At 55.7% G+C, this 21,311-nt stretch carries 22 protein-coding genes; 6 read left to right on the top strand and 16 right to left on the bottom strand.

Going from position 1 to position 21,311, the window contains the following annotated elements; translation table 11 throughout:
• Positions 1-13 precede the first annotated feature (13 nt).
• The 3 genes from leuB to leuC form a co-directional block, all read right to left on the bottom strand.
• Positions 14-1,084, bottom strand: coding sequence for a 3-isopropylmalate dehydrogenase (leuB, locus tag R6U90_RS05665; protein ID WP_410351700.1), 1,071 nt, complete (start codon positions 1,082-1,084; stop codon positions 14-16).
• A 123-nt stretch (positions 1,085-1,207) separates the two neighbouring features.
• On the bottom strand, positions 1,208-1,846 hold the full coding sequence (gene leuD / locus R6U90_RS05660; RefSeq protein ID WP_410351699.1) for a 3-isopropylmalate dehydratase small subunit: 639 nt from the start codon (positions 1,844-1,846) through the stop codon (positions 1,208-1,210).
• A gap of 105 nt (positions 1,847-1,951) precedes the next feature.
• Positions 1,952-3,358, bottom strand: a complete 1,407-nt coding sequence (gene leuC / locus R6U90_RS05655) for a 3-isopropylmalate dehydratase large subunit (RefSeq protein ID WP_410351698.1) — start codon at positions 3,356-3,358, stop codon at positions 1,952-1,954.
• A gap of 94 nt (positions 3,359-3,452) precedes the next feature.
• On the opposite strand from leuC, the gene R6U90_RS05650 reads away from it, so the two are divergent.
• Together R6U90_RS05650 and R6U90_RS05645 are read left to right on the top strand one after the other, a co-directional pair.
• Positions 3,453-4,337, top strand: coding sequence for a LysR family transcriptional regulator (locus R6U90_RS05650; RefSeq protein WP_410351697.1), 885 nt, complete (start codon positions 3,453-3,455; stop codon positions 4,335-4,337).
• 34 nt (positions 4,338-4,371) lie between these two features.
• Positions 4,372-4,722, top strand: a complete 351-nt coding sequence (locus tag R6U90_RS05645) for a BON domain-containing protein (protein ID WP_410351696.1) — start codon at positions 4,372-4,374, stop codon at positions 4,720-4,722.
• Here the strand turns inward: R6U90_RS05645 and R6U90_RS05640 are convergent.
• The 8 genes from R6U90_RS05640 to R6U90_RS05605 form a co-directional block, all read right to left on the bottom strand.
• The gene (locus R6U90_RS05640; RefSeq protein ID WP_410351695.1) at positions 4,713-5,453 is read right to left on the bottom strand and encodes a DUF3050 domain-containing protein; all 741 of its coding nucleotides are present in this window, start codon (positions 5,451-5,453) and stop codon (positions 4,713-4,715) included. The genes R6U90_RS05645 and R6U90_RS05640 overlap by 10 nt on opposite strands.
• A gap of 201 nt (positions 5,454-5,654) precedes the next feature.
• Positions 5,655-7,007 (bottom strand): FAD-dependent oxidoreductase, encoded by a 1,353-nt coding sequence (locus R6U90_RS05635; RefSeq protein ID WP_410351694.1) that lies wholly within the window; start codon positions 7,005-7,007, stop codon positions 5,655-5,657.
• Positions 7,008-7,083: 76 nt separating this feature from the next.
• The gene (locus R6U90_RS05630) at positions 7,084-8,253 is read right to left on the bottom strand and encodes an MFS transporter (protein WP_410351693.1); all 1,170 of its coding nucleotides are present in this window, start codon (positions 8,251-8,253) and stop codon (positions 7,084-7,086) included.
• A 195-nt stretch (positions 8,254-8,448) separates the two neighbouring features.
• Positions 8,449-9,549 carry a chorismate synthase gene (aroC, locus tag R6U90_RS05625; RefSeq protein ID WP_410351692.1) on the bottom strand — a complete coding sequence of 367 codons (1,101 nt, stop codon included), beginning with the start codon at positions 9,547-9,549 and terminating at the stop codon, positions 8,449-8,451.
• 263 nt (positions 9,550-9,812) lie between these two features.
• Positions 9,813-11,192 carry an oxygen-independent coproporphyrinogen III oxidase gene (gene hemN / locus R6U90_RS05620; protein WP_410351691.1) on the bottom strand — a complete coding sequence of 460 codons (1,380 nt, stop codon included), beginning with the start codon at positions 11,190-11,192 and terminating at the stop codon, positions 9,813-9,815.
• A gap of 413 nt (positions 11,193-11,605) precedes the next feature.
• A complete protein-coding gene (gene prmB / locus R6U90_RS05615; RefSeq protein ID WP_410351690.1) occupies positions 11,606-12,538 on the bottom strand; it encodes a 50S ribosomal protein L3 N(5)-glutamine methyltransferase in 933 nt (310 codons plus the stop codon).
• Positions 12,539-12,543: 5 nt separating this feature from the next.
• Positions 12,544-13,095, bottom strand: coding sequence for a molybdopterin adenylyltransferase (gene mog, locus R6U90_RS05610; protein ID WP_410351689.1), 552 nt, complete (start codon positions 13,093-13,095; stop codon positions 12,544-12,546).
• A gap of 44 nt (positions 13,096-13,139) precedes the next feature.
• Positions 13,140-13,811: a YdiY family protein gene (locus tag R6U90_RS05605; RefSeq protein ID WP_410351688.1), complete on the bottom strand. Its 672-nt coding sequence runs from the start codon at positions 13,809-13,811 to the stop codon at positions 13,140-13,142.
• 154 nt (positions 13,812-13,965) lie between these two features.
• On the opposite strand from R6U90_RS05605, the gene amrB reads away from it, so the two are divergent.
• Positions 13,966-14,763 carry an AmmeMemoRadiSam system protein B gene (amrB, locus tag R6U90_RS05600; protein WP_410351687.1) on the top strand — a complete coding sequence of 266 codons (798 nt, stop codon included), beginning with the start codon at positions 13,966-13,968 and terminating at the stop codon, positions 14,761-14,763.
• Positions 14,764-15,315, top strand: coding sequence for an AmmeMemoRadiSam system protein A (amrA, locus tag R6U90_RS05595; protein ID WP_410351686.1), 552 nt, complete (start codon positions 14,764-14,766; stop codon positions 15,313-15,315).
• Positions 15,316-15,555: 240 nt separating this feature from the next.
• Here the strand turns inward: amrA and R6U90_RS05590 are convergent, their stop codons facing one another.
• Together R6U90_RS05590 and R6U90_RS05585 are read right to left on the bottom strand one after the other, a co-directional pair.
• Positions 15,556-15,774: a hypothetical protein gene (locus tag R6U90_RS05590; RefSeq protein WP_410351685.1), complete on the bottom strand. Its 219-nt coding sequence runs from the start codon at positions 15,772-15,774 to the stop codon at positions 15,556-15,558.
• A gap of 424 nt (positions 15,775-16,198) precedes the next feature.
• On the bottom strand, positions 16,199-17,080 hold the full coding sequence (locus tag R6U90_RS05585) for a pentapeptide repeat-containing protein (RefSeq protein ID WP_410351684.1): 882 nt from the start codon (positions 17,078-17,080) through the stop codon (positions 16,199-16,201).
• 144 nt (positions 17,081-17,224) lie between these two features.
• Here R6U90_RS05585 and R6U90_RS05580 point away from each other — a divergent pair, with 144 nt between their 5' ends.
• Together R6U90_RS05580 and R6U90_RS05575 are read left to right on the top strand one after the other, a co-directional pair.
• Complete coding sequence (locus R6U90_RS05580) at positions 17,225-18,544, top strand: flagellar hook-length control protein FliK (RefSeq protein ID WP_410351683.1); 1,320 nt, start codon at positions 17,225-17,227, stop codon at positions 18,542-18,544.
• Positions 18,541-18,828 carry an EscU/YscU/HrcU family type III secretion system export apparatus switch protein gene (locus R6U90_RS05575; protein WP_410351682.1) on the top strand — a complete coding sequence of 96 codons (288 nt, stop codon included), beginning with the start codon at positions 18,541-18,543 and terminating at the stop codon, positions 18,826-18,828. Before R6U90_RS05580 ends, R6U90_RS05575 begins: the two co-directional genes overlap by 4 nt.
• A gap of 906 nt (positions 18,829-19,734) precedes the next feature.
• On the opposite strand, the gene R6U90_RS05570 is transcribed toward R6U90_RS05575, so the two are convergent.
• From R6U90_RS05570 to R6U90_RS05560, 3 genes are all read right to left on the bottom strand, one after another.
• On the bottom strand, positions 19,735-20,610 hold the full coding sequence (locus R6U90_RS05570; RefSeq protein ID WP_410351681.1) for a class I SAM-dependent methyltransferase: 876 nt from the start codon (positions 20,608-20,610) through the stop codon (positions 19,735-19,737).
• Between the two features lie 106 nt (positions 20,611-20,716).
• Positions 20,717-21,118 (bottom strand): DUF2802 domain-containing protein, encoded by a 402-nt coding sequence (locus R6U90_RS05565; RefSeq protein ID WP_410351680.1) that lies wholly within the window; start codon positions 21,116-21,118, stop codon positions 20,717-20,719.
• Between the two features lie 8 nt (positions 21,119-21,126).
• Positions 21,127-21,309 carry a hypothetical protein gene (locus R6U90_RS05560; RefSeq protein ID WP_410351679.1) on the bottom strand — a complete coding sequence of 61 codons (183 nt, stop codon included), beginning with the start codon at positions 21,307-21,309 and terminating at the stop codon, positions 21,127-21,129.
• Positions 21,310-21,311: the final 2 nt, after the last annotated feature.

The raw sequence follows: 21,311 nt of genomic DNA, 5'->3' as shown, positions 1-21,311 counted from the left end.
TCCCTGTTAGTTGTTAGAGCGCCTTGACGACCGCATCGCCCATCTCACTGGTGCCGACTTTCTGTGTGCCTTCCTGGAAAATATCTACCGTGCGCAGTCCCTGATCCAGTACTGTGTTGACTGCGTGCTCGATCCGATCGGCCATAGCCGGCTCGTCCAGGGAATAGCGCAACATCATGGCCACTGACAGAATAGTTGCCAGCGGGTTGGCCACGTTCTGCCCGGCGATATCCGGTGCCGAGCCATGGATCGGCTCGTACATCCCCTTGCCGTGGGCATCCAGTGAGGCCGAGGGCAGCATGCCGATGGAGCCGGTAAGCATGGCGGCGGCATCGGAGAGAATATCACCGAACATGTTGGTGGTGACCATTACGTCGAACTGCTTGGGCGCGCGCACCAGCTGCATGGCCGCGTTGTCCACGTACATGTGGCTCAGCTCCACCTCGTCGTATTCCTTGCCGACCGTGGTTGTCACTTCCCGCCACAGTTCAGTGCATTCAAGGACGTTGGCCTTGTCCACCGAGCAGACCTTGTGCTTGCGTTTGCGGGCGATATCAAAGGCCACCCGTGCGATGCGTTCGATTTCTGATTCGCTGTAGACCAGGGTATTGTAGCCTTCGCGCTGACCGTCCTCGCGGGTACGAATGCCGCGCGGCTGGCCAAAGTAAATGCCGCCGGTCAGCTCGCGCACGATCATGATATCCAGCCCGGAGACCACTTCCGGCTTCAATGTCGAGGCATCGGCCAGTTGCGGATAGAGAATTGCGGGGCGCAGATTGGCAAACAGTTCCAGTTCCGAACGCAGCCCCAGCAGGCCCTTCTCCGGGCGGACCGCGATCTCCAGCGACTCCCATTTGTAACCACCGACTGCACCGAGCAAAATCGCATCGGCCTCTTTAGCGAGATCCAGGGTTTCATCAGGCAACGGCGTGCCATGCTCGTCATAGGCCGTGCCACCGACCAGCGCCTCGTCCAGCTCAATATTCAGGCCATCGGTTTTCAGGGCTTCCAGGACCTTGACCGCCTCGGCCACGATCTCCTGACCAATACCATCGCCCGGGAGTACTAAAATCTTCTTGCTCATCATTTAATCCAGATTGAAGTGATTTGAATTTCCGTCTTTATTCGGCAGGAACGAGTTACGAGGGCCAAGTGACGAGGAAATGCTTTCAAGCGCAGTGCCTCGTCACTCGTACCTCGTCCCTCGTCACTGAAAAAGCCATGGCCTTTGTTGACGTTGCTGTTCTTCGTAGGCGCGGATCTCGTCGGCATGCTGCAGGGTCAGGCCGATATCATCCAGGCCTTCGAGCAGGCGCTGTTTGCGATAGGCGTCGATCTCGAAGGGAATCGCTTCGCCGTCGGGCGTGCGAACCTGTTGTTGTTCGAGGTCCACGCTCAGTCGATAACCTTCCTGCACTTCGACGGCCTTGAATAACCTGTCTACTGTCTCGCTGTCCAGAACGATAGGCAGGATGCCATTTTTAAAACAGTTGTTATAAAAGATATCGGCGTAGCTGGGCGCGATAATCACCCGAAAGCCGTAATCGAGCAACGCCCAGGGCGCATGCTCACGACTGGAACCGCAACCGAAGTTCTCCCGCGCCAGCAAAATTTGCGCGCCCTGGTAACGCGGCTGGTTGAGCACGAAGTCGGAATTGATCGGCCGCTGGCTGTTGTCCTTGCCCGGCTCGCCGTGATCCAGATAACGCCACTCGTCGAACAGATTCGGCCCGAAGCCTGTGCGCTTGATCGACTTGAGAAACTGCTTGGGAATGATCGCATCGGTATCGACGTTGGCTCGATCCAGCGGCGCGGCGATGGCGGTTAATGTCTCAAATTTTTCCATAGCTCATATCCTGCAAAGTAACGCGGAGTTCGCGGAGGCGCAGAGTCGCAGAGGTAAATCAATTTATTTCTCCGCGCCTCCGCGACTCTGCGTGCTCTGCGTTAGTTACGTCAATTCTCGAACATCAACGAAGTGACCGGCGATGGCCGCGGCGGCGGCCATCGCCGGGCTGACCAGGTGGGTGCGCCCGCCCTGGCCCTGGCGGCCTTCGAAGTTGCGGTTCGAGGTCGAGGCGCAGCGCTCGCCGGGTTCGAGGCGATCGGCATTCATCGCCAGGCACATGGAACAGCCGGGCTCGCGCCATTCGAAACCGGCCTGAATGAATATCTTATCCAGCCCCTCGGCCTCGGCCTGCTGTTTGACCAGCCCGGAACCCGGCACCACCATCGCCAGTTTGATGTTGTCCGCAACCTTGCGGCCGTCGACCATGGCGGCGGCATTGCGCAGGTCCTCGATGCGCGAGTTGGTACAGGAGCCGATAAAAACCTTGTCGAGCAGGATCTCGCAAATCGGCATGCCGCCTTCCAGCCCCATATATTTCAGGGCCGCACGCGCACCTTCCTGTCTGACCGGCTCGGGGAACGACGCCGGCATCGGGACCGTCTCATTTACCCCGACCACCATCTCCGGCGAGGTGCCCCAGGTAACCTGCGGCTCCAGGGTGGTGGCATCCAGATGTACGACCTTGTCGAAACCGGCACCGGTATCGCTGTGCAGCTCCTGCCAGTCGGCGACCGCCTGCTCCCAGAGCTCTCCCTGCGGTGCAAAAGGCCGGCCTTTGACATAGTTGAGGGTCTTGTCATCCACCGCTACCATGCCGGCACGGGCGCCGGCTTCGATGGCCATGTTACACAGGGTCATGCGTCCTTCCAGAGAAAGATCGCGGATCGCCTCACCGCCGAATTCAATGGCGTAACCGGTGCCGCCGGCGGTGCCGATCTGGCCGATCACCGCCAGCACGATATCCTTGGCGGTCACGCCGGCCGGCGTCTTGCCGTCCACGCTGATTAGCATCGATTTCGACTTTTGCTGCACCAGGGTCTGGGTCGCCAGCACGTGCTCCACCTCCGAGGTGCCAATACCGAAGGCCAGGGCGCCGAAGGCGCCGTGGGTGGATGTATGGCTGTCACCGCAGACCACGGTCATCCCCGGCAGGGTTGCGCCCTGCTCCGGGCCGATCACATGTACGATACCCTGGCGCGGATCGGCCATGGCAAACTCGGTAATGTGGTAGGTCTGGCAATTTTGATCCAGAGTCTCCACCTGCAGGCGCGAGACCGGATCGGCGATACCACCGCTTCGATCGGTAGTCGGTACATTGTGATCCGGCGTGGCCAGATTAGCCCCGACCCGCCAGGGCTGACGGTTGGTCAGGCGCAGGCCCTCGAAGGCCTGGGGCGAGGTCACCTCGTGAATCAGATGCCGATCGATATAGAGCAGCGCGGTGCCGTCACCGTTATCGCGCACCACATGCCGATCCCACAATTTATCGTATAAGGTTCTGGCGCTCATCATTTCTGTTCCTGTCTTGCGATTGGACAGAGTTTAACCTTCGATTTATCATTACTCAAATTCATTATTTTCATATTATTGATTACTTTTATTCATGGATATTGCCCACCTTCAGGCTTTTGTCGCTGTCGCCGAGCAGCGATCTTTCTCCCGGGCCGCCAGCCAGTTATTTCTCACCCAGCCGGCCGTCAGCAAACGTATTGCGGCGCTGGAGGTGGAGCTGGCTAATCCCCTGTTCGACCGCATCGGCCATCAGGTGCAACTGACCGAGACCGGTCATGCCCTGCTGCCCCGGGCCCGGAATATTCTGCTGGAACTGGAGGATACCCGCCGCAGCATTCGCAATCTCTCTGGTCAGGTGGGCGGGCAATTGAGTATGGTCACCAGTCACCATATCGGTTTGCATCGCCTCCCCCCCGTACTGCGTCACTACAGCGGCGATCATCCGCAGGTGGAACTGGTCCTGCAATTCATGGAATCGGAACAGGCCTGCCAGGCGGTATTGCACGGTGACAGCGAGCTGGGCGTGGTGACCTTGCCGCTGACCCCACCGGCGGAATTGAAATTCCAGGCTGTCTGGCGTGATGCTTTGTATCTGGTGGTCGCTCCCGGCCATCCACTGACCCGGGTAACATCCCTGACGCCGCAAGCGTTGCTGGACTGGCCGGCCATTTTGCCCATGCATGGCACCTTTACCCGCACGCTGGTGGAACAGGCATTTGCGGATTTGCAGGCGCCTGCGCCTGTGCAGGTCAAACCGGGCACCAATAACCTGGAGACCATCAAGATGATGGTTGGTATCGGACTGGGCTGGAGTGTGCTGCCGCAAACTTTGCTGGATGAAGAGCTGGCCTGTTTGCACTTGCCCGCATTGCAGCTGGAACGTGAACTTGGTGTGGTCTGGCACGCGGGCCGAACGTTAAGTAACGCCGCCAGTGCGATGCTCGACTGCCTGCAACAAAGCGCCAAACCGGGTTAAACTGGACCCTGACTCTTCACCTCTGGATAAGCCCGTGCGCTACTCAATAATACTGCCTCTGTTATTTCTCTGGTTGGCTGGCCAGATCACGGGCTGTGGAACACTGGCTGCCACCGGCGCCGCCCGGGACAGCGGGAGTGAGTATGGTTTCAATGACAACCACAGCGGTCATTCCGACGTTCGTATCAGTGCGGCGATTCGCTCTCGGTTGATTGTGGCTCCCGAGATCAACGCCAATCAAATTTCTATCAGTACAAAACAGGGTATCGTCACGCTGCAGGGACGGGTTGCCGACGCAACGATTCGCAAACGTATCATCTCCCTGTGCAACACCACGCCCGGTGTCAAACAGGTCAATGCCCGGCATATAGTCGTTCAGGATTGACGGTACTGCTCGAGTGCCGCATCCCACAGCCGCCGACGCTGTTCAAGACTCATCGCCGCGGTTTCGTAGGCTTCCTCAAGTCGGCGTGGATCATCAGCGCAAAGCACTTCCAGGCATTTTTGTGCCAGATGCGAATGCTCTTCCCCGTCCAGTTCGATATGGCGTTCCAGATAATAGACCAGCGTCGGGCATTCCTGTTTGCGCTCGCCCAGACCGTTGAGAATTCTGGTGAACATTTCCGGAATCAGTTTTTCACGGCCGAAGAAAAATGCAGAGGCGATCCGGTGCAGTTCACCACTGGCGGCCAGATCCAGATTCATCTGTACAAACTCCCGCGCGCCGGAAGGAATTACCTCATAATCAAAATCACGTAGAAACTGTTGTACCATGCTGTAATCCACGCCCAGCTCTTCCATCGCCCGAAGATACAGCGTGAAGTGATCGCAGGCCTGTCCTTCCTGATCCAGGTCGCTCTCCTCGCCCAGCACGATCTCGTTAATAAACCGCACCAGTTCTTTCGAGGTATCAACGGGTCGCCAGGGAACCTCCAGACAGGTCAGCCCGCGCTGCAATGCCTTGAGCAGGGACATGAAATCCCATACAGCAAAAACATGATATTGCATAAAAACAGGCACAGCACGGGGATCGTCAAGAACCTGATAAAGAGGGTGTTCACAAAGCGAGTGCTGAAGTTGCTCCAGCTGTAACGTCATATCAACCGCGGATTTCATATTCTCTACAACCTGAAGGGGTAAATTTTCCAGTGATCCCTGACGAGCCTGACAGGCATGCAAGGAGGCCTATTGTCCGCAATCGTTCGCCACAAGACAACCACCGGCTGTTTCGCCAGGGCCGGATATCCCTGGATTTAAAGGTGTACAGAAAATAAATCTTTCATCCATCCCACGAGCGATATTGATGTGTATAGATCGCTATTCGGACTGACCCGAGATCAGCTCGGATTCGAATCGCCGGGTATCAATCCGACAACCCAGATAATCGGCAATAATCCGCATATCCTTTTCCGCGTTCCCCAGGCAACTGGTGGCTCCCGGAGACGGTGTCATATTAAAAATAATTCCGTTACCCGGATTAATCTTCGCCTCTCCCAGATGCAACTGGCGATTCAGTTTATCGATCATAATCGGGCGTATTCCACCGATACCGCTGGCAAACTCCAGCTCACTGAGTTTCATATCAGGGACAATCTTGCGGGCATCGCGCAGGAACAACAGTCTGCGGATAAACGGTATCTCAAACAGAAAGTTCTTGAACATGTAATTGCGTATCTCACTCACCCGGAACAGATCCCAGAAAACTTTCAACACACGCCAATCAGGGCGAAACACTCTAAAAAACTCCCCTACCGTGCGCAGGTTATAGCGCTCCAGCATTGGCAACATCAGAGCAGTCGGACCAAAACGGGTTTTGTTCGGCACCAGTACATCGGGGTCCCCGTGAATCGCCGCGAAGGGCAGATTCTTTTTCTGCACAGTATAGACTTTGCCATTGAGAACTCCGGGTGTGTAATAAAAACTACCTGCCATCGGCAAGCAGGAATAATCCAGACCATAGCCCAGCTTCTGGGCATAAAGGAGACTGTGCGCGCCGGCGGAGACAACGACAAAACGGGTACGATAAGTTCCCCGGCTGGTCACCACTTCGTAATAGTCATCCATTTTGTGAATCGATTGCACATACGTAGACAGGTGCACGGCCACCTGCTTATTGCGTTCCTGCCGGGCCTGCTGAATAAAACTGTTAGCCAGGGCATGGAAATCGACCGCGGTATACTCATCAAGCACGGCGAGCGCTACAATCTCCTGATGTCGATTGACGGCCACGCGGGGTTCGATTTCGGCAATCTGATCCCGCTCCAGCAATTGCATCCCCGGGAAGTGCTGATGAAATTGTTTATAACGTTCACGCAGCTCGTGACACTCGCTGGCACCGACACCGAGTACCATCTTCGGATACTTAAAAATCAGACTGTCGCGTTCCTGTACTTGCTGGCAGTAATTGACCACCATGGCGGCAGTGGCCTTGACCTGTATTGCTTTTTCCAGACTGTAATTGGTTTCTATATCACCGCAGTGCAGGGTCTGACTGTTGTTGCGACCGTGTGAATTCAGACCGGCAATGCTGTCACGCTTTTCCAGCAGGCAAAGCTCATGAAGATCCGTATAGCGGGCCAGTTCGTACAACAGAGCGGCGCCGGAAATACCGCCACCCATAATAAGCACATCATAGATCGGCCCTTCATGAATTCTCGCCTGGGTTAACATCGGATCATCAATACCTTTTTCTGGTACGGGTTATAAACAACAGTTTCGAACTTTATCGGCCAACAGGCGGGTTTGTTTATCTTCCCCCGGCGGCCTCCGAAGCTTGTGGGGGATAAACAAATATGTATACCACCAGCGTTCCAACCAGACTGAGCATTGCAGCGAGGCTGTACATAACCAGCGGCCCGGCCAGATCATAAAGATAACCGCTATAAAAGCTGCCCACCGCGCCTCCGGCGCCAAAGCTGAGACTGCTGTAAAGTGCCTGCCCCTTGCCCTGGTGCCGACCGGTAAAAAACAGGTGAATCATCTGTATCGCTGCAGCGTGATAAACTCCGAAACTGGCAGCGTGCAGCAGCTGGGCCATAATCATGATCGAAACCCATTGCGGAAACAGGCCAATGAGTACCCAGCGCATTGTCGCCATCAGCAGGCTGAGCATCAACAACCAGCGCAACCCAAAACGCGGCACCAGCCGGTGCATAACCAGAAAGACCCCGACTTCCGCCAGCACACCGAGAGCCCAGAGCAAGCCAATTTTATTCAGCGAGTAACCCACTTCTTCCAGATATATAGAGTAAAAAGTGTAATAAGGACCGTGGCTGGCCTGCATCAGAAAACAGGCCACCAGCAGGCCGGCCACCGCCGGTTTTGCCAGCACCTGGCGAAGCGGCTGATGATCGAGCAACATATGACCGGCCGCCTCTTCGGGGACTACCACACTGCTGAGCCAGATAGCCGCAAACAAAAACAACAAAACATGGGGGAGCCACTGTATCGCCTGACCTTCCAGTGCATAACCCACCCCCCAGACAGACAAAATAAAGCCGACCGAACCCCACAGCCGGATAGAACTGTAACGATGAACCTCTCCGGCCAGGTAGTTGAAGGTCGTCGCCTCGAACTGGGGGAGTGCCGCATTCCAGAAAAAACTGAACACGGCCATGACCAGTACCAGCCACCAGAAATCGGATGAGACATAGACCCCCATGAAGGTCAATGCCGCCAGCAGACTGCCCAGCTGGACAATCGCCATACGCTTGCCGGTGTGATCGGCAATCCAGCCCCAGATGTTGGGCGAGATGATCTTGGTTGCCATGACGATACCCATCAGGGTCCCGATAGCGGTAGCGCCGTATCCCAGCGACTTGAGATACAGCCCCCAGTACGGCACCAGCGCACCGAGGCTGGCAAAATAAAACAAATAAAACGAGGATAACCGCCAGTATGGGGCTCTGGATGACACGCTCAAACCTCAATCCGATATTCAGAGAACGCGACATCAACCACTGGACACACCGAATACACTGACAGCAATGAAAACGAGTGCAATGAAGTATTCCACTCTGCTCTCAAGGTGACTGGCATCTGCGCTGATGCCTGCATTCTGTGATGCCACGCTGGTGATAAGAGTCCGGATTGCACCATGACCCCGGCACCGTTAGCGGACGGCAGGCGGGATCACCGGGGTGGTGGATTGCACATCCGCATTCTGGGCGCGGTGACGCAGCAGATGGTCCATCAGGACGATCGCCATCATCGCCTCGGCTATCGGGGTAGCACGAATGCCGACACAAGGGTCGTGTCGCCCTGTGGTGATCACTTCGATGGGATTGCCATCGATGTCGATACCCCGCCCCGGCAGGCGCAGGCTGGAAGTAGGCTTGAGAGCGAGGCTGGCTACGATGGGTTGACCGCTGGAGATACCCCCGAGTACCCCGCCGGCATGATTACTCAAAAAACCTTCCGGCGTCATCTCATCCCGATGTTCAGTGCCTTTTTGTTCCACAGCCGCAAAACCGGCACCGATCTCCACCCCTTTGACCGCGTTGATGCTCATCAGGGCATGCGCCAGATCGGCATCCAGGCGATCGAAAATCGGCTCGCCCAGTCCCGGAGGGACGCCCTCGGCCACGACGTTGATACGGGCGCCAATGGAATCGCCCGATTTGCGCAATGCGTCCATGTAGCTTTCCAGCTCGGCGACTTTTGCGGCATCGGGGAAGAAAAACGGATTGGCTTCCACCGCCTCCCACTCAAATGCCTCGGCCTGTATCGGGCCCAGCTGGCTCATGTAGCCACGGATCCGGATACCGAGTTTTTCGTGTAGATATTTTTTGGCGATTGCCCCGGCTGCCACCCGTATTGCGGTCTCGCGAGCTGAAGAACGCCCGCCACCGCGATAATCGCGAATCCCGTATTTCTGCTGATAAGTATAATCGGCATGCGCCGGACGAAACTGGCGCATGATATTCGAGTAATCCTTCGAGCGTTGATCGGTGTTGTGAATAATCAGCCCGATCGGCGTGCCGGTCGTCTGACCTTCAAAGACGCCGGAAAGGATCTGCACCTCGTCCGATTCGCGGCGCTGGGTGGTATGACGCGTCTTACCCGGTTTGCGGCGATCCAGATCCGGCTGCAGGTCGGCCTCGCTCAGGGTCAGACCTGGCGGGCAGCCGTCGACGACACAGCCGATAGCCGGGCCGTGGCTCTCGCCGAAACTGGTGATGGTGAACAACTTGCCGAAACTGTTACCGGACATTTTTCGCGCATTCCAATGGGAGGTCATGAACGCCCATTGTAATGGAACTCGGCGGCGCGGGACAGATGGGACTGGTGTGCGGAGCATATGATTTGGCGCCGGACTCAACTGACCCGGGCTGGCCAGGAAAAATGATTAACCAGCATAAAACCGACTACACTGAACCGGGTTGGTTAGATTTCTTCGGTATATTCAGTGTGTGTCAGTGGCTAAATGCGGGCCAGCCACTCGATATCCGATCCTGAAGTGGATACCAAAATATATTAAATAACTTTGGAATAGCGCCGGGTTTGTTGCTGACGCAGATATTTGTCGAACACCATACAGATATTGCGAATCAGCAGCTGGCCGGCCCCCAGTACGGTGATGCCCCGTTCGTCGAGTTGCAGCAAACCGTCCTCCTGCATGGCTTTGAGCTCCGCCAGCTCCGTAGCAAAGTACTCCGCTACAGAAATATCAAAAGCCAGTTCCAGCGCCGGGAAAGAGAGAGTGAACTGGCAGATCAGCTGATTGATGATCTCCCGCCGCAGCAAATCGTCGCCATCCAGTTCCCGGCCACGAAACACCGGTAATTGATTCTGATCGATGCGCGCAAAATATTCATCCATTGTCTTGACGTTCTGGCTGTAACTGTCGGCTACCTTGCCAATTGCTGTCGTCCCCATAGCAACCAGATCGCACTCAGCATGGGTCGAATACCCCTGAAAATTGCGATGTAAGGTCCCGTTGCGCTGGGCAATGGCGAGCTCATCATCCGGTCTGGCAAAGTGGTCCATCCCAATGTAGACGTAACCGGCTTCCGTTAACTTGTCTATGGAATACTTGAAAATTGCCAGTTTATCGTCCGGGCCGGGCAGATCTTGCGCGTTGATCTGGCGTTGTGATTTGAATAAATCGGGCAGATGCGCGTAGTTGAAAATCGACAACCGTTCCGGTTGCAGGGCCAGCACCTTGTCCAGGGTACGGCTGAAACTCTCAACACTCTGCAACGGCAACCCGTAGATCAGGTCAAAACTGGTGGAACGAAATCCGTATTCACGGACAGCCTCCATCACTTCGGTGACCTGGGCTTCAGACTGGATGCGGTTGACCGCTTTTTGGACTGCGGGATCGAAATCCTGTACCCCCAGGCTGATGCGGTTGAAACCCAGTTCGCGTAACAGAGCGAGGGTTTCGCGATCGGCTTCGCGCGGATCAATCTCAATGGAGTACTCGCCGCTGTCGTCCTCCAGCAGATGGAAATGCTGGCGGGTTTTATCCATCAGCTCACGCATTTCCGTATGACTGATAAAGGTGGGTGTTCCGCCTCCCCAGTGTAACTGTTCGACCGGACGCGAGCTATCGAACAATTCACTCTGCAGTTCTATCTCGCGGTGTAACCGTTGCAGATAAGGGGCGGCTCGACGACGATTGGCGGTGATGACCTTGCTGCAGGCGCAGTAGAAACAGACCGTATTGCAAAACGGCAGATGAAAATAGAGCGACAGGGAACAGCCCTGCTGGTTACTCCGCATAGCCAGGCGACGATAGTCCTCTGACCCAAAATCCTCGTGAAACTGCACCGCGGTCGGATAGGAGGTATAGCGTGGACCCGCCTTGTCGTAACGGCGAATCAGATCCTTGTCGAATTCCAGCTCATACATAGCCATTGCCCCGGAGAAATTGCCGACATTATCGGCATTTTAGGCGGGTTCAAACTATGATCTGGATCAAATCCGGCTCACACCTCAATTTTAGAGTAATTTCAACGCAGAGGTGCAAAGACGCAGAGAACCGCAGAGAACCGCAGAGAACCGCAGAGAACCGCAGAGAATAAATATAAATTGGCCCGACAAAAGAGCCAATGACTGAGCGAGCAGGTCAGGGGGCGCGCAGCGCTCCCTGAAATTCTCCGTATCAGCTGACGGGTACAAGCGCCGGAATGACCCTATTCGGACCTTCCTGAAATAATTATGTTTTCTCTGCGTCCGTTGCGTTTCCGCGCGACGTACAGGGACGTACTAGTGTCGCGGGAGTCAGGATGACGAGCGACCCTCTGCGTTGGGTTTTCTTTATTCTATACCGCCGCCCGGACTGCTTCCGAAGCTTCGTTCAGCTGTTCGGCGGTGAGCAGGAAGACGCCGTGGCCGCCGAATTCGAATTCGAGCCAGGTAAACGGAACCTCCGGCAACAACTCGGCCAGGGCTTCGGCACTGTTGCCCACCTCCACGATCAACACCCCGCCCGGATTCAGGTGTTGCGGCGCCTCACGCAACATTGGCAGGACGAAATCGAGCCCCTCGATGCCGGCGGCCAGCCCCATGGCCGGCTCATGCCGGTATTCCTCCGGCAGGGCCGCCATATCCCCGGCATCCACATAGGGCGGGTTGCTGACGATCAAATCGTAACGACGCCCGCCCAGGCCGGCGAACAGATCCGATTCGATCAGTTCGACCCGATCCACCAGCTCGTATTGATCAACATTGATCCGGGCCACGGCCAGCGCCCCGGCGGAGACATCACTGGCATCGATCCGGGCCTGCGGCAGGGCTTCAGCCATGGCAATGGCAATACAGCCTCCGCCGGTACATAAATCCAACGCGCACTGCACCTTCGAGGCATCCACCCAGGGTTCGAATTGATCGGCAATCAGTTCGGCGAAGGGTGAGCGCGGGATCAACACCCGTTCGTCCACATAAAATTTCAATCCGGTGAACCACGCTTCATGGGTCAGGTAAGCTGCTGGCTTGCGGGTACTGATCCGTTGCCACAGCAAATCCGCCAGTTGCTGTTTTTGTTCCGCCGTGGCCTGACGTTGCAGATCCTGCTCGCCAAAATCCGGTGCCAGCCCCATGCTGTAGGAGACCAGATACGCGGCTTCATCAAGGGCGTTGTCGGTGCCGTGACCGAAAAAAATATCCGACGCTTCAAGCAACGACTCGCTTTGCAGCACCAGCTCGTGCAGGTTGTCGGCCGGAATCAGTGCTGCTTCGAACTCGGTCTTGTTCATGGAGGTCAGCCGGCTGGTTTTTTAGCATGTTTGGGACGAAACGCTTTAACCACGCCCTCGTCGGTTTCCAGATAGGGTCCTTCGATCAGATCGATACAATAGGGCACCGCCGGGAACACGGCATTCAGGCAATCGGCGATCGCCGAAGGCTTGCCCGGCAGGTTGATTAACAGGCTGCGTCCACGGATTCCCGCCATTTGACGCGACAGAATCGCAGTGGGAACATACTGCAGCGAAACAGCACGCATCTGCTCGCCGAAACCATCAAGTATCTTGTCACATACCGCTTCGGTTGCCTCGGGAGTAATGTCACGCGGTGCGGGTCCGGTCCCGCCGGTGGTTACAACCAGGCAACAACGCTCATTGTCCGCCAGCGCTTTCAATGCCAACTCGACCTCATTCTGCTCATCCGGAACCAGGCGCGCAACAGCCTCCCATTCATTGATCAGGGCTTTATCCAGCCATTCGTGGATCGCCGGTCCACCCTGATCCTCGTATTCGCCGCGACTGGCGCGGTCAGAGACGGTCACGATGCCGATACGAATCATGTCTGTCATTTTTGCTTCATCTCTTTTGCTTTTGACTGCTAATGCCAGAGTACTTAAAAATCATACACCAGTGTAATAGCCGTGCGGGTATCCGTAGTTTCAAACCCGGGCTGGGGATCGCTGTTGTTCTTGATGGTATAGCTGACCTTCATAGCCAGGCGGTTATTGATTTTTGCCGTCAATGCCGTCACCGATTCGGTATAGGTATTGTTACTGCCATGTTCCACATAAACTACTTCACTGAAAGAGCTGGTCTTGCTGATCTGCCACTTATAATCGAGACCGACCCGCCCAATACTTTCACTATCGTCACTGCCATCGACAAATTCGGTCTGCCGGCCACCGGCACCGAACTCACCCTTGAGATGCATATCCTCTCGTTTGAGAAACTGGTGTCCATAACCGAACACTTCAGTCGTGCGTCGATCATAGCCGGCAAATTCGTCGGACTCGTAACGCAGGGTGCCAAACAGATAATCATTTTCATCCAGCAGATACTCCGAGCGTCCGGACACCTCGTAACTTTCCGCCGTGGTCGTGTCTTCTTCGCTGATGCGCAACACCTTGGCCTCGGCGCGGTGACGCCATTTGTGGCGTGAATTTTCGACACGCAAGCGGGCATTCAGACTATCGGAGTCGGTATTGCCCCGATTCATAATGAAGCCCAGCTCCACAGCCCCGTCCCATTGACTGGCAGCTACCTGTTCGGCCTCTTGCGCTGCCATCAATGGAGCCGAGCTCAATACCATCAGCAACCCACCCAGACCGCACCGACATGCGGTCGCCATGTTTGAAATCATAGTCACCTGCCTTGGTTATTTACCACTTTTGACACAAGGTCGTCTTGAAACCCGCGGACCGCGACTCTATGGTGAGAGTATGAACACACAAATCCGCCAACCGGCTGTGGCCGGAATGTTTTATCCCGCTGACGCCGTACGTCTGCGCCCCATGCTGGATGAGTTTCTGCAGCAGGCCGGCCAGCAAATCGACACCGACCAACCTGTTCCGCGTGCTATCATCGTGCCGCATGCCGGTTATATCTATTCCGGCTCAGTGGCCGCCAGTGCCTATGCACGACTGCGACCGGCTCATGCCAGATACAAACGTGTGTTATTACTTGGTCCCTCGCATCGGGTCCCCTTGCGGGGCCTGGCGACCAGTAGCGCCACTCATTTTCTCACGCCGCTGGGCCAGATTCCGCTGGATCGCGCCAGCCTGGAGCAGCTCGAAACCTTACCACAGGTGACACGGCTGGATCAGGCCCACGCCATGGAACACAGCCTCGAAGTTCAATTGCCCTTTTTACAGTCGGTGTTAGATGATTTTGTACTGGTGCCACTGGTGGTGGGCGACGCCGATCCGCAGGAAGTCAGTGAAATTATCGACCAATTCTGGGATGAACAGACCCTGATTGTCATCAGTTCGGACCTGAGTCATTACCACGACTACGCTACCGCCCAACAACTTGACACGGCGACCTCCCGGGCCATTGAGGCTCTGCGACCTGAAACTATAGGTTATGATGATGCCTGCGGACGCAACCCGGTCAATGGGCTACTGCAATTTGCCCGTGCACACGGTCTGCGTGCCAGCACAGTGGATTTGCGAAATTCCGGCGATACGGCCGGCCCCCGGGATCAGGTTGTCGGCTACGGCGCTTACCTGATCCAGTAAATGAACACCGAACAGCGACAACAATTACTGGCCATCGCCCGCCAGTCAATCCAGCACGGTTTACAAGATGGACGGCCATCAAGCGTTAATGCGCAGGACTATGACAAATCATTGCAACAGCCGGGCGCCAGTTTTGTCACCCTGAATGTACACGCACAGCTACGCGGTTGTATCGGGAGCCTGGAAGCATGGCGTCCGCTGGTTGTTGATGTGGCCGAAAATGCCTATGCGGCAGCCTTTCGTGATCCGCGTTTCCCCCCCCTGAACGAGAGCGAGTACCCACAACTTGAATACCATATTTCCCTGCTCAACCCCGCCGAGCCCATACAGTTTACCCGCGAGTCGGATTTGCTGGCGCAACTACGCCCGTATGTCGATGGCCTGATACTCGAAGACCACGGGCATCGGGGAACCTTCCTGCCCGCCGTCTGGGAGAGCCTGCCCGACCCCGAACAGTTCTGGCAACAGCTTAAACTCAAGGCCGGTCTGCCGGCTGACTACTGGTCGGACACACTGAAAGTCTCCCGCTACACTGTTGAGGAATTTGGCTGAATTTAAATTTTCAATCCCCCTGCCAGGGGCAAGCGAATCAGTTCCACCTGAAACCTGCATACTCGGAATTCGTCGCGTTGCAGCTTGTTTCAGACTATCGGCTTATGGACAGGTATTCGCAGCGCTTATATTGCCCGTTGCGATAAGATAAAATCCGCACCTCATCCCATCGTGCATGACAGGACAACCTGACGGTATGACTTATTCCCTGGTGATACACCTCTGATGAACTGCCTGGTGTCACAGATCATCTTTCGGCAATGGGACAAAGGGCAATGCAGCGAACAGCAGGAGCAACGACGCGCGGCCCTGCCAGATCGTTATCCAGTCAAAATCCCACACGCACAGGTACTGGATTCGGGTCGTATTATTGTCGATCAACACGGCGAGGATCGACTCGGTAACCGTCTGCAATACCGGCAGGATACGAATCAGGTGTTCGTCATCGATCGTTTCCATATCGACCGGGCAAATAACCGGCTGACCTACGACAATGACAGCGGGCGACTCATACTGGGTCCGCTACCCAGTCCCTGGATACAATGCCGTTATCAATGGCGATACCGGATGGAAGAAAGCGGCATGATCTACTGGCTATACGAAATGGTGATATTAAACATTGCTTTGTGCGAGGATTTTAATCCCGGTTTATTCGTCCGCACTGAACCTGCCCGAATTCACGATCAATTAATACCCCCTGCTTCAAGTTCCCCGCTCAAACTAACCAACCGCCCTGTATTAAAAAACAACCCGGACCACTGAGCACACAGAAGGCACTGGAAACGCTGACTGATAACTATCCCGGAGACCTCGAAAAATTACTTCGGTGGGTTCGGGGTTACCACGCACCGATACCGGGTCCTGCCCGGCAAGCTCATGACCGTCAACGGAAGACGGTCTGACATTCACCGATGGAGCCGGCAATACAGGTGCGTCCATCGGTCCAGATCGCATGGTCCAGTCTGGCACCGGAGAGGTCCGCGCTGTCGAGCGTCGCGCCTCTGAGATTGGCATAGGACAGATTCGCATTGATCAGACTGGCATCGGTCAGATCGGCGTTCTGCAATCCGGCTCCCTTGAGATTGGCCTGTTCGAGATCCGCGTAGCTGAGATTGGCCAGACTCAGATCCACATAACGCAGATCGGCACTACGCAAACTGCTGGCAAACAAATTGGCACCTCCCAGTGCGGCATTGTTCAATTGCGCCTCATCCAGATTTTCCCGAATAGCATTGAGTCCAATCATCCGGCAGTTACGCCAGTCTACCCCGGGTGCGGGAGGGGCATTGCAATCGGGATCGCCCGGACCGGGTTGGGGGTCATAGAGGAAACCAAGCGCAATCAGCCCCGCCGCCAGAGCGATAACCAGTCCCAGCTGCAGCAGGGAGAATTTGCGCCCGGGATTGGTGTCGCGCATGACATCTTCGCGGTGATGACGGTATTCCAGCGTCTCGTAGGGTTCAGGGTTGCGCTGGTCCTGCTCGCTGGTCACCAGATGATGCTGGGGGCGACGTTCATCGGCCCAGCGGCGGGCCGCCTGCAGCCGTTCCCGGGACAGCTCGTCGTCGGGGTCGGCTTTGAGTACGTCGGGGATCAGATCCGGCCGCTGGCGAATCGACAACCAGCTCTGCTTGTCTTCGCTGACCTGATCGTCCAGGCTGAAGCGCCCCAGCAACAATGACTGGGCGATCTGGCCTACCGGAAAGGGGCCCTTGATCCGGTTATTCTGCTTGAGTTTTACAAATAACGGTGCCTGTTTTGTCATAATTATGCTCGGCGTGTCGGTTAAGACGACGTATTTTATCTGCCAGGGTAAAGTGTGGCGGCTTTTATCCGTTAAGTATCCATAGGACTTGCCGGGCAAAGATCAGCAAGCACTCCTGTTCCTCTTTATATCGGCCAAAGCGTGATGGAAATTAAAGGTCCGGGCAATTTTCCCGCAATCAATCTGAGCGAACTTCGCCAGCTGTCTACAAAGGCGGCCGAAGGGGCGTTGCAGGCCGCCCGTCTGAACTGGCAAAACGGTCAGCTGTTGAATGCGCTGGTGGTCCGTCAGGATAACAATAATCTGCTGCTGAATATCCAGGGCCAACCGGTGCTGGTCAAAAATCGGCCTGAATTCGCCTTTTTGCCCGGCCAGAAACTGACCCTGCAGATCCAGCAGCTCACGCCGCAACCGGAGATGAAACTGATCGCTCCCGCCCCCCGGCCGATCGCCGGCGCTGAGCAGGGACTGCTGCAACAGACCCTGCGCCAGGATATGGGGCGTCAGACGCCGCTGCCCCCGCTGCTGGCCAACCTGAAAACGGTGGCCCGCGAGCCCCAGCAGCATCCGCCCCTGCCGGCCCCGGTTCGCAAACAGGCCTGGGAGATCCATCAGCTGTTGCCGGACGTGCGTCAGGCCAGCCGGGGAGAAAGCCTGCAGCAGGCCCTGGAACGTACCGGCCCCTTCCTGCACTCTCAGCTGGGCCAGCTCGCCCGCGGGCAGGCTGCCCCGCTGCCGGAGAAAACCCTGCAAGGCGCACTGTTGCGCCTGGCCGATCAGATTCGCCAGCAACTGACGCCCGTGCCAGCGCGTCCGGCGCCCGCCACTTCTCCTGGCGCCAACCCCCCCCCGCAAATCGCCCTGGCCGCTTCGTCATCCGGCGCTGCCGCGCAGGCCGCCACCCACGCTGCCCTCAATACCGCGCCCCGTCCGCAAACTCCCCAACCCCAGCCGCCCCAGCCCCCGACACTGCAAGGGCTGAGCACCCAGGATCAGGGACTGGGCGAGTTACTGCGCCAGGTCGAGGGTGGCCTGGGGCGAATGCAACTGCACCAGCTGCAGAGTCTGCAAAGTGAACAGGCCGGACGCCCCATGTGGGCCATGGAACTACCGATTCGCTCCGAAGAAGGGATCGATCTGTTCGATCTGCGTATTCGTCAGGAGGATTCCGAACAGAGCGACGACAACGACCCGCGTCCCTGGCACGTAAGCCTGGCGTTCGATCTGGAGGGGCTGGGACCGGTGCGGGTCAACCTCACCTTAATCGGGCAAACCGTCTCGGCGCATTTCCAGATGCAGGAAGAACAGACACGCAGCTTGTTCGACGCTGCCCTGGATAAACTGCGCAGCCGTCTGCATGGCGTGGGACTCGAGGTTGGCCGTCTGGAATGTGCCAATGGCATCGAAGACCCGTCTCCCACTCAGTCCACACCAGGCAGTGTCCTGCTGGATGAAAAAGTATGAGCGAACAAACCGGACAACCGCCGCTGCCACTGGCCGTGGCGTTGCATTATGACGGCGAGAACGCCCCGACAGTCACCGCCAAGGGGGGTGGCGACCTGGCTCAGCAAATTCTGGATATTGCCCGCCAGCATGAGGTGCCGATTCAGGACAACCCGGAGCTGGTCAAACTGTTATCCCGACTGGAACTGGGGGAAGAAATCCCGCACGCACTTTATCTGGCGGTCGCCGAGGTGATCGCCTTTGCTTATATGTTACGCGGTAAAACACCGAAAAACCGGGAATAAAAAACAAGACCGAATTAAAACAAGGTAGCCGGTGCTGTATCAAGGCTCTCCGGAAATCGAATTTCAATCATACCCTCCCTCTCGATAGTGATGAAGAATTTCACACCCCCCTTTCCATTGCGTCTTTCTGTAACTTTCCAGTAAGCTTCAACATCATAGGTTCGCGCACGGGTAACAGTCGAGAAAAACCGAAATACCCGAAGGAAAGTAACCTCCCCCGTCAGATATGATTACTGATAACGCATGAATCGAGCCAAACCTGTTAATGTAACGATATCCGCTGTATGCCGCATCGCTCACGTACATTCGACTTCATCTACAGGTCCTCTTGGTGTATCAATCATTGCTACTTTATTATTTTAAGATTTCCGTATTTCGATACACCAGCTACCCAAAGCACCTCCCCCGGGAGCTCTGAAATAAAGCTCATGCCGGGATTGAGCAGCGCCAACAATCACACCAGTGACAACGGCGGAAGCAGCTCTCCGGCAGCCGGAACGGAATCAGGCGTGAGCAGTTGAAAACCAGTATCAGGAATCAGCTCTGATTTGAGAGGTCAGACCTTATAGTGCGAAAACACACCCAGGGTGAACACCCTGCCGGTCGCTGACAATTGACACAATCCAGCACTTGCATTATTAAAAACCAAGCATACGACACGGTTTCGACCCGTTCCAGTCGACGAAAAACCACATAGAAAACACCCGCACCAGGCACTGCAATCAGGATAACGCCGTTAAGCGACAGCCCCTTACCAGCTTTACTGTCGCGAAGTGATCTTGTTCGATGAGAAGGATTAACAAGATGGTTCGGGCTTACACCCAAAGTTCAAAACCACAATCGAGTTCACTGACAACAGTGATAGCTTGTCGACTATACCTGGGCAATTTCCCGGTGCCCGGGTTATTATTTACGCAACACGGCAACAAAGTTACCATCAGCTTCCTCGAATGGCGCAAAACATTCTATTTTACTGAAACCAGCACGCTTCGCCAGTGAGGTGAAGTTTTCGCAATTGAATAGATGTAAATGTTCGAGCGGCTTGAGCGCTCCCCAGCCACACTTTTCCCGTTCAGCCCGCTCACAGGCGGTATCGGGAGTCTGAATCAAGAAGACTCCACCCGGCTTGATCAGTTCATAAATCCCCTGCAAATCGCCAGACACATCTTCAAAATGCTCAACCACATCGATCGCCGTAATCAAATCGAAACTGGCCTTTTCAACGTTTTCTTTTGCATCCTCGAAGCGTTCCGAGAATACCTGCTTACTGTACTGCGGATAACTGTTGATAAAAGGCCGGATCAATTCCCGGACCAGCTCAATGCCATAAACATCCCAGCCATGCTTGTGCGCCGTCGCCAGCAAGAAACCTTTGTTACAGCCGATATCCATATACCGGCGCTTCTCGCCGCCGGCGGTTACCTGTTTTTGACCAAATTCGAAAATCCCGCGGGCGCGACGCATGGACTTGTCGAACGATTTGCTCCAGCTGAATTTTCTAAACGGTGCGGTCAGTTTGCGGCGCAACGACTTGAAGCTGTTGCCACTATAGGCCTTGTAGAGCTCTTCCGGTTTTAACAACCGGTCAACATAAATCAGGCCGCAGCTATCACAACGCAGATAGTCCTGATCTTGCAGGTGGCAATATTGTTGAGCGAATTCATTCGTCTCGCAGACGACGCAGGCCCGCCTTTTCATTCGACATCCTCTTGGATTTACAGTGATTTGCCTGCCTGAAGCAGGTACAAGCTGGATTTTAAACCAATACTCCCAGCCATGCACCGGACCCGTGACACGCTACAAGAAAAAATCCCGGAAAATAAGACGCCCGGATTGACCGGGCGCAAAATACAACAGTTGGGAGAACAGACAATCAAGAAACAGAGATTTAACCCGCCTTGTCGAAGCGATGCATCATGTGCAGCAATTCCGCCTCGTTGGTACTGAGACCACAGACGTCCACCAGTTGTTCAACACTGGCACCTTTTTCGACCATGCGGATGGCATGTTCGTAAGGCTGGTTGGCGGAGTCATAGATGTCGACCTGTTCCTGGCGTTCGGCCAGATGCCGCTGACGACGCTCGACTTCAAGCAGACGCTCACCAACACTGACCGCCGCTGTGGTCAGAGCGCGCAAATCGTTTTTGACCGCGGCCAGGGTTTGTTGCTGTTGTTTGTTCTGGCGGCGCAGGGAATGAATAGCCAGTCCCGCCAGCAACAGGAATACGCTACTTGCCAGCAGCAGCAAAATATTGAAATCGGGTTCGCTTAACAGGTTCAAGGGTTCCATTCGCCACCTCAGGCATATTCGTCAATCTGCGATCCGTTATCGGGATCACCCTGTTTATCCGGCGGCTGTTGTGGCGAACGTCCGGGTTGGCGTCCGGGGCGTTGCTTGCGGTCCCCGGTCGGTTCGGTTGGCCGGGACTTGTTAACCGACCAACCAGGATTCAACGGGATGATATTACGTATCTCCGTCATGC

It is taken from the genome of Thiohalophilus sp., assembly GCF_046483665.1.
Lineage (GTDB): Bacteria > Pseudomonadota > Gammaproteobacteria > UBA6429 > Thiohalophilaceae > Thiohalophilus.
The sequence above is the reverse complement of the archived record's forward strand: the minus strand, read 5'-3'. Positions and strand labels throughout refer to the sequence as shown.

Excerpts from the sequence above, each read along its gene's own strand:
- leuB (WP_410351700.1), bottom strand. The coding sequence starts at position 1,084 with ATGAGCAAGAAGATTTTAGTACTCCCGGGCGATGGTATTGGTCAGGAG.
- R6U90_RS05585 (WP_410351684.1), bottom strand. The coding sequence starts at position 17,080 with ATGACAAAACAGGCACCGTTATTTGTAAAACTCAAGCAGAATAACCGG.
- leuC (WP_410351698.1), bottom strand. The coding sequence starts at position 3,358 with ATGAGCGCCAGAACCTTATACGATAAATTGTGGGATCGGCATGTGGTG.
- R6U90_RS05560 (WP_410351679.1), bottom strand. The coding sequence starts at position 21,309 with ATGACGGAGATACGTAATATCATCCCGTTGAATCCTGGTTGGTCGGTT.
- hemN (WP_410351691.1), bottom strand. The coding sequence starts at position 11,192 with ATGTATGAGCTGGAATTCGACAAGGATCTGATTCGCCGTTACGACAAG.
- R6U90_RS05580 (WP_410351683.1), top strand. The coding sequence starts at position 17,225 with ATGGAAATTAAAGGTCCGGGCAATTTTCCCGCAATCAATCTGAGCGAA.
- R6U90_RS05565 (WP_410351680.1), bottom strand. The coding sequence starts at position 21,118 with ATGGAACCCTTGAACCTGTTAAGCGAACCCGATTTCAATATTTTGCTG.
- prmB (WP_410351690.1), bottom strand. The coding sequence starts at position 12,538 with ATGAACAAGACCGAGTTCGAAGCAGCACTGATTCCGGCCGACAACCTG.
- R6U90_RS05575 (WP_410351682.1), top strand. The coding sequence starts at position 18,541 with ATGAGCGAACAAACCGGACAACCGCCGCTGCCACTGGCCGTGGCGTTG.
- mog (WP_410351689.1), bottom strand. The coding sequence starts at position 13,095 with ATGACAGACATGATTCGTATCGGCATCGTGACCGTCTCTGACCGCGCC.
- R6U90_RS05590 (WP_410351685.1), bottom strand. The coding sequence starts at position 15,774 with ATGGAAACGATCGATGACGAACACCTGATTCGTATCCTGCCGGTATTG.
- R6U90_RS05605 (WP_410351688.1), bottom strand. The coding sequence starts at position 13,811 with ATGGCAGCGCAAGAGGCCGAACAGGTAGCTGCCAGTCAATGGGACGGG.
- R6U90_RS05635 (WP_410351694.1), bottom strand. The coding sequence starts at position 7,007 with ATGTTAACCCAGGCGAGAATTCATGAAGGGCCGATCTATGATGTGCTT.
- R6U90_RS05640 (WP_410351695.1), bottom strand. The coding sequence starts at position 5,453 with ATGAAATCCGCGGTTGATATGACGTTACAGCTGGAGCAACTTCAGCAC.
- amrA (WP_410351686.1), top strand. The coding sequence starts at position 14,764 with ATGAACACCGAACAGCGACAACAATTACTGGCCATCGCCCGCCAGTCA.
- amrB (WP_410351687.1), top strand. The coding sequence starts at position 13,966 with ATGAACACACAAATCCGCCAACCGGCTGTGGCCGGAATGTTTTATCCC.
- leuD (WP_410351699.1), bottom strand. The coding sequence starts at position 1,846 with ATGGAAAAATTTGAGACATTAACCGCCATCGCCGCGCCGCTGGATCGA.
- R6U90_RS05650 (WP_410351697.1), top strand. The coding sequence starts at position 3,453 with ATGGATATTGCCCACCTTCAGGCTTTTGTCGCTGTCGCCGAGCAGCGA.
- aroC (WP_410351692.1), bottom strand. The coding sequence starts at position 9,549 with ATGTCCGGTAACAGTTTCGGCAAGTTGTTCACCATCACCAGTTTCGGC.